The sequence below is a fragment of the Burkholderiaceae bacterium DAT-1 genome (genome assembly GCA_019084025.1).
In the GTDB taxonomy this organism is placed as follows: Bacteria; Pseudomonadota; Gammaproteobacteria; order Burkholderiales; family Chitinimonadaceae; genus DAT-1.
Genome location: JAHRBI010000004.1, coordinates 288,367 through 303,150, shown reverse-complemented (window position 1 = coordinate 303,150; position 14,784 = coordinate 288,367). Strand labels below are relative to the sequence as shown.

Sequence of the window (14,784 nt, the reverse complement as noted above, 5' to 3'; positions counted from 1 at the left end):
ACAACGAACTGCGCCGACTGCAACATAAGTACTGCAAAGCAGGCCACATCAGGGGCCAGTGCTTGTCGGCATTTGAATGACCCAGTATTTTAGCAGCTTTTGGCTCAGTGAAAGCGCAATTGCGCGTAATGGGCCAGACAAACCGACAAACCAGCAGGCAAATACAGACGCCCATATGCAAAATTACGCGCCAGATCGTGACGACGCCGACGCTCAACGGGAAATCCGGCAGCGACTTTTCCAGCGACTGGCCATTGCCGTCGTGCTGGTCGTCATTGTTGCCATCATCATTGGCGCTCTGAACAGACTCGATGAACCGGACAAATCTGTCGCACGCGAGTCCTCCAACATCAGCCCGGTTCAAGCCCTTAAACCCCAATCCAAACCCATTACGCCGTCCCCTGCCGCCAAGTCAGATGAAACACCAGCCTCCACAGCCCAGCCTGAAGTGGTCGGCGATCATCCAGCACCCACCACGACAACCGGTGCGGCGATTCCCGCAACTGCCGCTACCGACAGCAAGGCAAGCGATACAGCAGCGCCAACAGGCGCTCATGCACCATCCGGTTCCCAGACACCTGCGACACATGCCGCACAGGGCAAACCGAACGCACCCAATGAAAAGCATGATGCAGACACCATCAATCAGCCAGCGCCTGCGGTGAATGCTCAGCACCCTGCGCCACATACGGCATCGAACCAAGCAGCCGCGGTGAACAAGCCGGCACAGCAGGTGGCACCCGCAAAGGGCGCGTCAGCCACTCAATCGACGGCGCAGCAAGCCACCTCCACCCCAAGCACACCCGCTGCAGTACCAGCGCCAGCCATGCCCACCAGCAAGCCTGTGAAACAACTTCCACAGACGGCAGAGCAAATGATTACCGGCATCGCCAGTGGCATCCTGCCCCTAGGCGCCAAAGGTTACAATTTACAGGCAGGTGTCTTTCAAAGTAGTGACAATGCAGAAAAATTATTGAGCAGACTGCGCGCAGCAGGGATTCCCGCCCGTGTTGAAACCCGTATTCAGATCGGACCATTCCGTTCCAGGGAAGATGCAGTGCGCATGGAAAACCGACTGCGGGAAATGGGAATCCAGCCGATCTTGCAGGCGCCGGGGCAATAGTCACACCCCCACTTAGACCAACATCCGGTCAGTCTGTCGACTGACCGAAAACCGCAGCCATACCATCCGGCGTCCATATCGGCAGCCAGCCAACCTGCCCGGACGCAGACTGGAATTGGGAGGCGACGCCAATCCCCGGAATGGCAACCAGTTCATCACCCCGAAAAATCATGGGCCATTGCTCGCGCAACCAGGGCGGAATGCCGGCCTCCTGAAACAGTTGTTTCATTTGCTTGGTTGGCCCGCCTGCCCACAGACGCATAGACAATCCCTGGCGCCGCGAATATACGCGTAATCCGCTATGCGCAGGATCAATTCCACCCGTCGGCACAGGCTGCCAGCGCAGCATGCCGAACCAGCCCACCGGCCGCCGTGCCTCACCGATGGCGGGCGATACATCCTGCCCCTGCGGTACCGACTGCACCCATGGGACGATATACAGCCGATCCCTGTAACGATGAACCGCATGCTCCCCCAAGCGAAGCATCGGGATACGATCTTCACCGGCTCCCAAGAATTGCTGCAGCACCAGATCGATGTGTTTTTCAGCTGCCTGGACGCCACACTCACCCAGCACGTAGCGCAGTACATTCCGCTGCCGCGCTGCACTCAGCTGGCGAAGCGCGGACAAATTCAGGCCAGTCTGCCACGGACCTGCATCTGCGCCCGCAAGTTCATCAAGCAACGCTGCAGCCTCGGAAAACTGCTTCGCAGCGCGCACCAAGTTACGCTTACCAGACGGGAAACGTCGATCAATGGCCGGCAGAACATGCTGGCGCAGATAATTGCGATCAAAATCATCGCACTGATTGCTTTCATCCTCGATCCAGCTCAGTCCTAATGCACGCGCGTATCCCTCAAGCGCAGAACGCGGGATCTCGAGCAGAGGACGCCAGATGACTTGCGTATGCGTCCTATGCCATTCGGCAATTGCACCTGCACCACGCACCCCCGTGCCGCGTACCAGCCGGTACAGCAATGTCTCAGCCTGATCATCCGAATGATGTGCCAGTACGATCGTAGCTGGCGCGCAGGACTGGAAGGCAGACTGTCGCAACTGCCTTGCCGCAGCCTCAATGCCCTCACCACGTGTGCGAACTTCACCCTTCTCAATGCGGATAGATAGCCCATAGCGGCTGGCTTGCGCTTCGCAATGAGCGACCCAGGCATCTGCATGAGGACTGAGCCCATGATGCACATGAATCGCTGACAGATGAATTGAACGCTGATTTGCCACCCACGCCATGACATCCAACAACACGGATGAGTCGAGCCCCCCGGAATACCCAATCACGAGAGAGCGGCAATCTTCTGGTAGCGCCCGTGCTCGATCTAGCACGTAATGGCGCAGTACGTCGGGTGATGCATATTTTGAGGGTTGGGCGGACATTCGGATTCCAAAAGGAAATGGCGCGAACCAGTCGCGCCATCAGTAGTCATTCGCAGTGAGTCATCCGCAAATGCGAGATGCCTAGTACACGGTTCCCCTGTATACGGTTCAGTCCGCTGCGACTTCCTTGAATTTGCCGAAGGACAGGAGACGCTCATAACGAGAATCGAGCAGATCATCAATCGACTTGCCTTCCAGCGAGCGCAAAGCATCGTTGATGGCTCGCTTCACGGAAATCATCATGGCTTGATGATCACGATGCGCGCCACCCACTGGTTCATTCACCACCTTGTCGATCAGCCCCAGTGTCTTGAGACGGCTGGATGTGATGCCCAGCGCTTCGGCAGCTTCGGCAGCCTTGCCGGTGTTACGCCACAGAATCGACGAACAGCTTTCCGGAGAAATCACGGAATAGGTTGCGTACTGCAGCATCTGCACATGGTCACCCACAGCAATTGCCAGTGCACCACCGGAGCCGCCCTCGCCAATCACTGTCACAATCACCGGCACGCGGAGCTTGGCCATTTCAAACAGATTGCGGCCGATTGCCTCTGACTGGCCGCGCTCTTCCGCGCCAATGCCTGGATAAGCACCCGGCGTATCCACAAAGGTGATCACCGGCATATTGAATTTTTCGGCCAGCTGCATCAGGCGCAACGCCTTGCGATAGCCTTCAGGGCGCGGCATACCAAAGTTGCGCAGAATCTTTTCCTTGGTATCACGGCCCTTTTGATGGCCGATCACCATAACCGACTGACCGTTGAAGCGCGCCATGCCACCAATGATGGCCTGATCGTCACCGTAGTGGCGATCACCATGTAGCTCTTCAAAGTCAGTAAAGATGCTGCGCACGTAATCCAGCGTGTAAGGACGCTGAGGATGACGCGCAACTTGCGAAATTTGCCAGGGAGACAGCTTGGAATAAATGCTCTTGGTCAGTTCCTGGCTTTTCTTTTGCAGATGGCCGATTTCCACAGAAATATCGACTGCGGAGTCATCCTGCACAAAACGCAGTTCCTCGATTTTGGTTTCGAGTTCCGCGATAGGTTGTTCAAAGTCTAGGAATGTGGTCTTCATTATGTCCGTCCGAAGTCCGCGCGATACACGCACTTCGTAAGCAAGATTCGTTGACCGGTGATCCGGTAAATCGCCGCCATGATAGCGAATTGCCAAGGTTCTACAAGATTGACACAATCGAAAATCGAGCAACCGTCCGGCAAATCAGGATATTCAAAACCGTTAATCGTAAAGGATGCCTGAACGCGCAAAAACCTGCAAGAATGCTTGAGGAACACTGGTTTAGCCTTGTGGCACAAGGATAGTCAAGCGATGCGCGCATCGGTGCAACAGACCGACAAAAGGTGTAAAAAAAACCGTCGCAAGCCTAAAGTTTCCTGCTAGCCTGTCGATATTCTGCGTAACAGGATGCCCAGAACGAGTTGTACAGGGCACACAACGAGCAGAGATTGAGCAAAATGAAGATCGATAACAGTGGTAAATCGCTTGTAAACGGCCAATCCGTCGGCACAAGCAGACGTGTGTCGGTCGGGAACCAGAGTTCGGCGTCCTCTAGCGCCGCAACGGGTAGCAGTAGCGTATCCGCCAACGACATCCAGATTTTCAGCGCCAAGTTGAAGATGCTGGAAACATCCATGACCAGCCAGCCGGCCTTTGACGCTGCGCGCGTGGAGGAAATTCGCGACGCCATCGCCAACGGCAAATTCAAGGTGCGGCCGGATGCGATTGCTGACAAGCTGGTTGAAAATGTCAAACAGCTGCTATCCAAACAAAATGGTGAGCACAACGAGTGAGCGACATCGCGATCCCGACCTTACCCGTACATGAATCTCTGGCAGCCGAAATCAAGGCAGTCAGGGATTTTGTTGCATTGCTGGAAGCTGAACGCGACGCGCTGATCAACAATGCGATTCCGGAACTCGAACGCCTTTCGGCTGAGAAAACGCTGCACGCGCAAGTGCTGGAAGGCTTGGCTAAAACACGCAAGCAGCAGTTTGAAATCAACGGGGTACTGATTTCATCGGCAGCAGGACATCCCCTTGAAAATCATGGCAAATTGCCTGAGGTTGTGTTTCAGTCCATCGCTCAAGCCTGGACGAGTTTGCTGGAACTGGCCAGACAAGCCAATGATAGCAATACGGTGAATGGGCAGCTGATCGAAAGTCGCACCCAGCAAAACCGGCACCTGATTAAAATTCTACGCGCCAGCCGTTCCCCGCTTGTTTACGACGCCAGCGGACAGCCACAGGCGTTCAGCGGCGGTCGACTGAACGACAAAGCCTGATTCTTGGGTTCACGCAACTCATCTGCACGCCCCCAACGAATCAATGAACTGCATCGGCAGGTAATGTCGCCACTTCCTGTTTAGTATCTGCCAGGATTTCGATTGTGACGCGACGATTGCTAGCCCGCCCCTCAGCAGAATCGTTACCGGACTTGGGTCGATTATCGGCATACCCAATGGCCACCAGACGGGCAGGCTCTACGCCGGATGCCTCAAACAGACGGACAACCGTACCCGCACGGGAGGCCGACAGCTCCCAGTTTGACGGAAACTGCATCGAGGCAATTGGTACGTTATCGGTGTGTCCGCCAATCTGAATCAAGTTGTCATGCCCTGCCACCTTGTGTGCAATGTCTACCAGGGTATTCACTGCCTTACCCTGCAAGGTAGCGGAGCCCACAGGAAACAATAGGGCTGCATTAATCTCGATTGCGAGCCCACGCTTGCTTTCCGACACCTTCACCTGTCCATCTTCAATCAGCGAGGACATGCTATTTCGCAACTCCATCGCCATTTGCTTCATCCGATATTCTTCATTTTGGCGCTGCCTCACTTCTTGCTCCAGCCGCGCGCGTGCAACCGGATTCATGGGCAGGGGGATGAGCGCGGGCGGCATGGCGCCTGCGGTCTGCTCCATGCGGATCTTGTTGGATGTTTCGGGATTAGGCAGGTTGAAGGCGCGAACAAATGAGTCCGCCAGAATTTTGTATTTGCCGTTATTTTCAGCCGAGAGCGCGTACATCACCACAAAGAACGCGAACAACAGCGTGATAAAGTCGGCATACGATACCAGCCAGCGTTCGTGGTTGTCGTGCTCCTCGTGCATTTGCCTACGCCTGGATTTCATCCTCTGCGCTCCACAGTAAAACGGCCCGGGCAAGTCCGGGCCGCTCACTACTGTTTTAGGCAAAAACTGGGCTTATTTCAGCTGAACTTGCAGTGCAGCCCCTAAACGCGTGCCAGCTTCGGCACCAATCGATTTAGCAAATCGTTCAGCCCAATGCGGACGCGGCGTGTAGTCAACCAGTTCCTCAGCATGAATCATATCTCGCGCAATGACGTCTGTACTGGCAAAGCCATCAGCCAGACCCAGCGCCACGCTCTTTTCCCCATTCCAGACAAGACCCGAAAACAGCTCCGGATCATCCTTCAGGCGCTTGCCACGCCCCTCTTTGACCACCTTGATGAACTGCTGGTGGATTTGCGCCAGCATATCGCGCGCATAGGCGAGCTGCTGGGGATTCTGAGGAGAGAACGGATCAAGAAAGCCCTTATTGCTGCCTGCTGTCACCAGGCGACGCTCAACCCCCAGCTTATCCATGACGCCGGTGAAGCCAAACCCATCCATGAGCACGCCAATCGAACCGACCAGGCTGGCCTTATCGACAAAAATCTTGTCAGCCGCCACTGCGACGTAATACCCACCCGAGGCACAGATATCTTCAACCGCCACAAACAATGGGATTTTTGGATATTGCGCCTTCAGTCGACGAATTTCGTCATTGATTTGACCTGCCTGTACGGGACTGCCGCCCGGGCTATTGATCTTCAAGATCACACCCTTGGTGTTGTGATCCTTGAAGGCGGCACGCAGTCCTTCGTTAATCCGCTCGGCACTGGCGTCATTCCCGGCTGCAATGACGCCGTTGAGTTCGACCACGGCAGTATGCGGCCCACGGCTGGATGTTTCCCCATCACCGGCTTCACGTGCGCCAAAAATCAGGATCAGGATCAGGAACAGAAAGCCGAAGGTCAGAAACTTGAAAAATATCCCCCAGTTTCGGGCTGCGCGTTGCTCTTTCAGGCTAGCCAGTACCAGCTTTTCCAGCACTTCCTTTTCCCAACCGGGAGATTGTTGCTCATTCATTCAATGCATTCCTTTAGGTGATTCACATCGTGCAGCCGAATTTGAAGCGTTGATGATCAGGCTCGCTTTTCGGGCAGATAATACACCTGCCCGTCTTCCTCGATGACCTTCAGTGGATATAGGGATTTACCGCGACACGGCCCCCCTACGCACATACCATCCACCGGACGATACATGGCACCATGTGTCGAACAGATGATGTACTCCCGGGTGAGATCAAGAAAGTCACCCTCATTAAAGTCCAGCTCGATGGGTACGTGCCGGCATTCATTGAGAAATGCTTTCAGCACACCATTGTGGCGCAAGACAAAAGCCGGTACAGACTGCCCAGCCCAACTGGCGGTAAAGCGCACACCTGCGCCACGATCAGCCAGTGCATCACTGTCGCATATCAGAATGCGTTCGCTTGAAACATCCATGTCTGGTCACCCGTTCGCTCTTAACCAGGCATCGACTTCGGTGAAACGATCCAGTACAGCAAGGGGCTTGCATTGATGCAAGGCCTCGACAGGATGGGCGCCATAGGTCACGCCTAGCGCATCGGCTTTGGCATTGAGTGCCATATTCAGATCGTGCGTGGTGTCACCGACCATGATGGTTCGTCGCGCTTCGACGCCCGTCCATTCCATCAGTTGTTCCAGCATCTGCGGGTGCGGCTTGGAGAAACATTCGTCGCCACAGCGGGTGAAATCGAAGAAATGCGTGAGGTCGGCTTCGGCCATGACGCGATCCAGCCCGCGACGCGATTTGCCCGTGGCCACCGCCAGCCAGTACCCCTCTTCGCGAAAATGAGACAGTGCTTCGCGCACCCCGTCGAATAGCACCACTTCATCTGCATGCGCCAGAAAGTAATCCTTGTAGGCCTCTAGCGCGTGTGACACATGATCTGGATTTGCGCCCGGCGCCAGATATTCCAGCGCCTCGCGCAAGTTGTATCCGATGACGTGTGCCGCTTCTTCATCCGGGGGAACCGGCAGACCGGCGCCAGCAAAAGCATGCTGGATCGATCGCACGATCAGTGACGTAGAGTCGGATAGTGTGCCATCCCAGTCAAACACGATCAGATCGTAGCGCCGACTCATGATGCAGCTCCCTCATCCTGCGCGGTTTCCTGATCCAGATAGCGCTGAAGCTCCTTGGGCAGAGGCGCCTCTAGCGACAGCATCTCGCCCGACAGCGGATGCTTGAGGTTCAAGCGCCAGGCATGCAGAAACATGCGTTTGAGCCCTGCCCGCTGCAATGCCTTGTTTAGCGGGAAATCGCCGTATTTGTCATCGCCAAGAATCGGAAATCCGGCATGGGACAAATGCACCCGAATCTGATGGGTTCTGCCTGTTTTCAGCTCGCATTCCAGCAAAGTCGATGCCTTACCAAGCGTGCGCCGGTAAAAAATCGTGTGCGAGGTCATGCCTTCCGGATCAACCTTTACCCGACGTTCGCCGTCTGCAGTGTTGTATTTAGTCAGCTTGTATTTAATTGCGCGCTTGGGGTCAGGGAAATGCCCCTTCACCATCGTCAGGTAGCGCTTATCGATATTGTGGTTATCACGCAGCATATCGTGCAGCGCCACCAGCGCACTGCGCTTTTTGGCAATCAGCAACAGTCCGGATGTTTCACGATCCAGTCGGTGAACCAGCTCCAGAAATTTGGCCTGAGGCCGTGCAGCACGAATCTGCTCGATCACCCCGAAGCTCACGCCACTGCCGCCATGCACGGCCACGCCTGCAGGCTTGTTGATGGCAATGATCGCTTCATCTTCGAAGATAACCGGGAATTCCAGCGCAGGCACGGCAGCCTTGCGCGATTCATCGGGCTCCGCGAGCCGGATCGGGGGGATGCGGATGACCTGACCGGCGGCAATCCGGTGGGTGACATCGGCACGTCCTTTGTCCACGCGTACCTCACCCGAGCGGATGATCCGGTAGATCAGGCTTTTTGGCGCACCCTTGAGGTGCTTCATCAAATAGTTGTCGAGCCGCTGTCCTGCTTCTTCGGCGTCAACAGTCAGCCAGGAAACTTTGCTAGTGTCAGTCATCTTGTCATATACTTGCATGGTCCATCGCAACGGACCTTACGGGTGTGAGACAAATCAGTCTAGCCCGTTTATCCGCGATGGCCTGCAGAATGGTTGCCCGGAGATCCCGGCAAACATCTGCGGGGATCAAAATCTGATTATCTCACGTGCGACCGGCTCGCGCGGTCTTTCTCTGTTCTTTTCCCTGCGTTGTTCACATTCTTGCCGTGCCGATCCCGTCTGGCACCACGTGCGCAAGACCGACGCCTGCCCGCTCATTCGCGGCCTGACAAGGAAAACAGACCAAGACGAACCAGCCGGAACCGGTCATCGCCGTTCACCACAAGCAACGGCGCCCATGAAGCATTTTTAATGCATTGCCGGACACTTGCAGATGCCTACGTCGCATCTGCCCGCGACAGACGAACATACCCATGCGTGCAACATGGCGCGCATGAAGATTTGAACACGAACAGGGAATCATCAGCCTTGCAGGTATTATTGCATCGCCACCCCTAGCGGTTTTTTACCACGCGACGGCTAAAGTGCCGCCGGTGTGTTCGTTCCTGCGCGTCCGGGTGCAGGAGAGTTGATTATGAAACGCATGCTGTTCAATGCGACGCAGGCCGAAGAGCTGCGCGTCGCGATTGTCGACGGCCAGAAGCTGATTGATCTGGACATCGAAACAGTCGGCAAGGAACAACGCAAGAGCAATATCTACAAAGGCATCATTACCCGCATCGAGCCCTCGCTCGAAGCCTGCTTTGTAGATTACGGCACCGATCGTCACGGTTTTCTCCCCTTCAAGGAAGTCGCACGCTCCTATTTCCAGGACAGCGGTGAAGGTGGTCGTCCCCGTATTCAGGACGCCCTGCGCGAGGGTATGGAAGTCATTGTCCAGGTCGAAAAAGATGAGCGTGGCAACAAGGGCGCTGCCCTGACCACCTTTATTTCCCTGGCTGGCCGCTATCTGGTGCTGATGCCGAACAACCCGCGTGGTGGTGGTGTCTCCCGCCGTATCGAAGGTGAAGAGCGCCAGGAACTGCGCGCAATGATGGATCAGCTCGAAGTACCGGGCGGCATGTCCATCATTGCCCGTACTGCCGGTATTGGCCGTACCGCCGAAGAACTGCAATGGGATTTGAACTACCTGCTGCAACTGTGGAAAGCGATTGAAGGCGCTGCCGGCTCACAGAACGGTCCATTCCTGATCTATCAGGAAGGCAGTCTGGTGATCCGCGCTATCCGCGACTACTACCAGCCGGACATTGGTGAAATCCTGATCGACACCGAATTCGTGTACGAGCAGGCTCGCCAGTTCATGAGCCATGTGATGCCGGGCAACGTCAGCCGCGTGAAGCTCTACCGCGATGATGTGCCGCTGTTCTCCCGCTTCCAGATCGAACACCAGATCGAAACCGCATTCTCGCGCGAAGTCCCGCTGCCATCCGGCGGCGCCATCGTGATCGACCACACCGAAGCACTGGTATCGGTTGACGTGAACTCGGCTCGCGCCACCAAGGGCGGCGACATCGAAGAAACCGCCACCCGTACCAATCTCGAAGCGGCCGATGAAATCGCCCGCCAGTTGCGCCTGCGCGATCTGGGCGGTCTGATCGTCATCGACTTTATCGACATGGAAAAGGCCGGCAATCAGCGCGAGGTGGAAAACCGCCTGCGCGATGCCCTGCGTCATGATCGTGCCCGCGTGCAAACCGGCAAGATTTCGCGTTTCGGCCTGATGGAACTGTCACGCCAGCGTCTGCAGCCTAGCCTCGGCGAAACCGCGCACCAGCCGTGCCCGCGCTGTCATGGCACCGGCTTTATCCGTGGGATCGAATCATCCGCCCTGCACATCCTGCGGATCATTCAGGAAGAGGCCATGAAGGAAAACACCGGTGCGATCCACGCACAGGTGCCGGTCGATGTGGCTACTTTCCTGCTGAACGAAAAGCGTGCCGACATCTTCTCGATCGAATCGCGCCTGAAGGTCAGCGTGGTGCTGATCCCGAACATTCACATGGAAACGCCGCACTATCATCTGCAGCGTCTGCGCCATGACGATCTGAATCATGGCGATGATGCCGTTCCGTCTTACAAGATGGTCGACGTCCCTGCGGATGAAGTCTATCAGCCAGCCAAGGAAGCAGAAGCCGTCAAGCCGCGTCAGGAAGCTGCGGTCAAGGGCATTACACCAAGCCAGCCAGCGCCGATTGCGGCTGAGCCAGCGCCCAAGGCCAAGCAAGCACAAGTGATTGAGGCACAAAAGCCGTCCCTGTTCTCGCGCATCATTTCCTTCTTCAAGGGTGAAGAGGAAGTTGTTCCGGCGCCGGCACCTGTGGTTCAGGAGCGTCCGGCACGGGGTGAACGCAATGGTCGTCGCGATGGTCGCCGTGATGGTCGCCGTGATCGCAACGAAAATGGCGAACGCAGCGAACAACGCGAAGATCGCCGCCCTGCAGGTGGCAAGCCACGCATTGAGGAAGACGAGCAACCGCGCCAGAATGGCCGCAACGAGCGTCGCAATGGTCGTAACCAGAATCAGGATAGTGAAGGCCGCTCTGAAAACAACAAGCCGCGCAACGAGCGCCCGGCGCGTGAAGAGCGTCAACCGCGCGAGGAGCGCCCGGTTCGCGAAGAACGTGCGGCACGCGAGGAGCGCGCTGAGCGTGAACCACGTCAGGAACGTGAGGGTCGCGAAGAGCGTCAGCCACGCCAGGAACGCGAACCACGAGGCGAACGCCAGCCGCGTCAGGAACGCGAACCGCGTGGCGAGCGTCAGCCACGCACGGAAGTGGCAGCAGTCGAGGCCGCATCGCAGGATACCAAGCCTGTAGATGAGAGCGCGATCATCGTTGCCGAACCAATCATGGACAGTGGCGAAGGCCGTAACCGTCGCCGCCGCAACCGCCGCGGTCGTGGTGATCGTCAGGACAACGCCCAGCAGGATCAAGGCGTGTCCGTAACCGACAGCGCGGAACAATCGACCGAATCGGTGGCCGCAGCGGCACCTGCAGCAGTTTTTGTTGCAGAAGTGATTGTGGCAGAGCTTGCAACCCCGGTTGCTGCAGCAGCCAAGCCAGCAGACGTCGTAGCCGCTCCGGCACCCGTTGCTGCAGCTGAGCCTGTTGAAACTGCGCCGATCATCGAAGCCCCTGCCCCTGTGGTGGAAGTTGTCGCAGCACCAGTTGTAGAAGCCACGCCTGTTGTAGCGCCAGCCGCTCAGGTTGCAGACGTTGTAGCAGAAGTCGTAAGCACCCCTGCTGTGGAAGTAGTCACAGACGTAGTGCTTGCCGCTACGGCGCCTGCCGCAGCGTCCGTTGCTGATACAGCAGCTGAAGCGGTAGCAGTCGAAGTAAGCGCGCCTGTTGTAGAAACTGTGGTAGCAGCACCTGCACCAGTGGTTGCGCCAATTGTCCTGCCGGAAATCGCCTCACCTGAAGACGTAGGTCTGGTTCAGGTCGCGACCAAGGCGTTCGAACCCGTTGCTGTGGTGGATGCACCTGCCGCTCCGGCACGTAAACGCCGCCGCGATGTTCAGCCATCCGAGCGCTCGGCACCTGTTCAGGAAGAGCTGATTTTGGTTGAAACTGCTCGATCCGGCGACAAAGCTGAGTAAGGCTGATTAGCCACCAAAGATAAACCCCCGCGAAATGGCGGGGGTTTTATTTTGCCCGATGCTTTTGTCTGACCTGTCGGTTTGCTATAAGCATAAAGGCTCAAGCGATCAGCATTGATTGTGCGTCAAAAAAAGCGCCTCCTCAGAGGCGCTTGATTCAAGCTGGATCACTCAACCCAGATCGACAATCAGGCGGTTCATACGCTTCACGAAGCCTGCCGGGTCTTCCAGCGTGCCACCTTCAGCCAGCAGTGCCTGATCAAAGAGCAGATGCGTCCATTCGCTAAAACGCTCGCCAGCCTGCTCCGCCTTCAGCTTGCTGACCAGCACATGATCCGGATTGATTTCCAGGATCGGCTTGGAAGCATTTACATCCTGACCGACCGACTTCAGCAGTCGCTCCAGATTGCCACTCATGGCGTGCTCGTCAGCCACCAGACAGGCCGGGCTATCAGTCAGGCGGTGAGTGATACGCACTTCCTTGACCTTGTCGCCCAGCGTGGCCTGAACCTGACCAACCAGATCCTTGAAGGCATCAGCCTTGGCTTCCTGTTCTTTCTTCTCGGTTTCGTCTTCCAGCGTACCGAGATCGAGCCCGCCCTTGGCAACTGAAGCCAGTTGCTTGCCATCAAACTCGGTGAGGCTGGAGACCAGCCACTCATCCACGCGATCAGACAGCAGCAGGACTTCGATGCCCTTCTTGCGGAAGATTTCCAGATGCGGGCTGTTCTTGGCGCCAGCAAAGGTCTCGGCAGTCACGAAGTAAATCTTGTCCTGACCATCCTTCATTCGCGCCACATAGTCCTTAAGCGACACATTCTGGACGTCGGAATCGGCATGAGTGGATGCAAAACGCAGCAGACCGGCAATGCGATCCTTGTTGCCCGTGTCTTCGCCCACGCCTTCCTTCAGCACCTTGCCAAACTCGGTCCAGAAGGATGCATACTCTTCCGTGCGGTTTTCGGCGATATCTTCGAGCAGGCCCAGCACCTTCTTGACGCAACCAGCCTTGATGGTGTCGATATCCTTGCTGTGCTGCAGGATTTCGCGGCTGACGTTCAGCGGCAGATCATTGCTGTCGATGACCCCGCGCACAAAGCGTAGGTATTGCGGCAGCAATTTTTCCGCATCTTCCATAATAAATACGCGACGCACGAACAGCTTCACGCCATGACGACGCTCGCGATCGTACAGATCGAATGGCGCACGCTTTGGCACATAGAGCAGCTCGGTGTATTCCTGACGGCCTTCGACGCGGGCATGGCTCCACGCCAGCGGATCTTCCCAGTCGTGAGCAACATGCTTGTAGAAGGCTTTGTACTCTTCTTCGGTAATGTCGTTCTTGCTGCGCGCCCACAAAGCCGATGCCTTGTTGATGGTTTCCAGCTCATTAGACACGATCACTTCGCCGTTTTCGCCGTAGCTATTGCCCTTCTTCATGCGGATCGGCAGGGTGATGTGATCGGAGTAGCGGCGGATGATGGACTTCAGGCGCCAGTCATCGAGGAATTCGTCCTCGCCATCTTTCAGATGCAGTACGACTTCAGTGCCGCGCACGTCCTGGGTCACCTCTTCCAGCGTGAATTCACCTGCGCCTTCAGACTCCCAGCGAACGGCTTGTTCTTTTGATGCGCCTGCGCGGCGGGTAGTCAGCGTCACGCGGTCGGCGACGATAAAGGCGGAATAAAAGCCCACACCGAATTGACCGATCAGATTGGCGTCCTTCTTGGCATCGCCGGACAACTGCTCGAAGAAAGCTTTGGTGCCTGAACGCGCAATGGTACCGATGTTGGCGATCACTTCATCGCGTGTCATCCCGACGCCGTTGTCGCGTATCGTAATGGTGCGCGCATCCTTGTCGAAGGACACATCGATATGCAGGGAACCGTCGCCCTCATAGAGCGCATCGTTGTTCAGCGATTCAAACTTGAGCTTGTCGCAGGCATCACTGGCATTGGACACCAGCTCGCGCAGAAAGATTTCCTTGTTGGAGTACAAGGAATGAATCATCAGTTGCAACAGTTGTTTGACTTCGGTCTGAAAGCCGAGGGTTTGCTTGCTCATGGTGTTCTACCCGTGGGTGACAGAAAGATAGCGGGTAGATCGGGGCAGCATCAGCAGATTTCAAGTGATGAGCAAGCAACATCATTTGATTGATCAAATCGATCTTTTAGCGACTTATTAGTACGCATGCACAATAAATTATGGAATATTATTAATTCATTAATATGTAATACCATAAATCAATTAATCCACTACACGATTAATAAAATAGTAAAGCGCACGTGGTATTTACGTGATTCTGTCAATTCCTAATTTTATCAGTAACAAGCGACACATATTCATAAGCAATCATTCATCATATTGTCTTCAATACATAGTACATTGAAATGATTGCTGAAAATATAGTGTATAATGTCTGACTTGGTCATACATGATCGCTATGGCAACTTTGTTATTCATTTGTCC

At 55.8% G+C, this 14,784-nt stretch carries 12 protein-coding genes; 4 read left to right on the top strand and 8 right to left on the bottom strand.

Annotated features, from left to right (window positions below):
* Positions 1–175: 175 nt before the first annotated feature.
* Positions 176–1,123 carry an SPOR domain-containing protein gene (locus tag KSF73_10065; protein MBV1776058.1) on the top strand — a complete coding sequence of 316 codons (948 nt, stop codon included), beginning with the start codon at positions 176–178 and terminating at the stop codon, positions 1,121–1,123.
* A gap of 28 nt (positions 1,124–1,151) precedes the next feature.
* Here KSF73_10065 and tilS read toward each other — a convergent pair whose 3' ends face one another.
* Positions 1,152–2,513 (bottom strand): tRNA lysidine(34) synthetase TilS, encoded by a 1,362-nt coding sequence (gene tilS, locus KSF73_10060; protein MBV1776057.1) that lies wholly within the window; start codon positions 2,511–2,513, stop codon positions 1,152–1,154.
* 108 nt (positions 2,514–2,621) lie between these two features.
* On the bottom strand, positions 2,622–3,590 hold the full coding sequence (locus KSF73_10055; protein ID MBV1776056.1) for an acetyl-CoA carboxylase carboxyltransferase subunit alpha: 969 nt from the start codon (positions 3,588–3,590) through the stop codon (positions 2,622–2,624).
* A 398-nt stretch (positions 3,591–3,988) separates the two neighbouring features.
* Between KSF73_10055 and flgM the strand changes: the two genes are divergently transcribed.
* Positions 3,989–4,324 (top strand): flagellar biosynthesis anti-sigma factor FlgM, encoded by a 336-nt coding sequence (flgM, locus tag KSF73_10050; GenBank protein ID MBV1776055.1) that lies wholly within the window; start codon positions 3,989–3,991, stop codon positions 4,322–4,324.
* Positions 4,321–4,815, top strand: coding sequence for a flagellar protein FlgN (locus KSF73_10045; GenBank protein ID MBV1776054.1), 495 nt, complete (start codon positions 4,321–4,323; stop codon positions 4,813–4,815). Before flgM ends, KSF73_10045 begins: the two co-directional genes overlap by 4 nt.
* Positions 4,816–4,855: 40 nt before the next feature.
* Here the strand turns inward: KSF73_10045 and motD are convergent, their stop codons facing one another.
* From motD to KSF73_10020, 5 genes are all read right to left on the bottom strand, one after another.
* Positions 4,856–5,641, bottom strand: coding sequence for a flagellar motor protein MotD (motD, locus tag KSF73_10040; GenBank protein MBV1776053.1), 786 nt, complete (start codon positions 5,639–5,641; stop codon positions 4,856–4,858).
* Between the two features lie 93 nt (positions 5,642–5,734).
* Positions 5,735–6,682 carry a S49 family peptidase gene (locus KSF73_10035; GenBank protein MBV1776052.1) on the bottom strand — a complete coding sequence of 316 codons (948 nt, stop codon included), beginning with the start codon at positions 6,680–6,682 and terminating at the stop codon, positions 5,735–5,737.
* 56 nt (positions 6,683–6,738) lie between these two features.
* Positions 6,739–7,101 (bottom strand): Rieske 2Fe-2S domain-containing protein, encoded by a 363-nt coding sequence (locus tag KSF73_10030; protein ID MBV1776051.1) that lies wholly within the window; start codon positions 7,099–7,101, stop codon positions 6,739–6,741.
* A 6-nt stretch (positions 7,102–7,107) separates the two neighbouring features.
* On the bottom strand, positions 7,108–7,746 hold the full coding sequence (locus KSF73_10025) for an HAD-IIIA family hydrolase (protein MBV1776050.1): 639 nt from the start codon (positions 7,744–7,746) through the stop codon (positions 7,108–7,110).
* A 14-nt stretch (positions 7,747–7,760) separates the two neighbouring features.
* Positions 7,761–8,735 carry an RluA family pseudouridine synthase gene (locus tag KSF73_10020; GenBank protein MBV1776049.1) on the bottom strand — a complete coding sequence of 325 codons (975 nt, stop codon included), beginning with the start codon at positions 8,733–8,735 and terminating at the stop codon, positions 7,761–7,763.
* Positions 8,736–9,291: 556 nt separating this feature from the next.
* Here KSF73_10020 and KSF73_10015 point away from each other — a divergent pair.
* Positions 9,292–12,315, top strand: a complete 3,024-nt coding sequence (locus KSF73_10015; protein ID MBV1776048.1) for an Rne/Rng family ribonuclease — start codon at positions 9,292–9,294, stop codon at positions 12,313–12,315.
* Positions 12,316–12,486: 171 nt separating this feature from the next.
* Here KSF73_10015 and htpG read toward each other — a convergent pair whose 3' ends face one another.
* Positions 12,487–14,379, bottom strand: coding sequence for a molecular chaperone HtpG (gene htpG, locus KSF73_10010; protein ID MBV1776047.1), 1,893 nt, complete (start codon positions 14,377–14,379; stop codon positions 12,487–12,489).
* Positions 14,380–14,784: the final 405 nt, after the last annotated feature.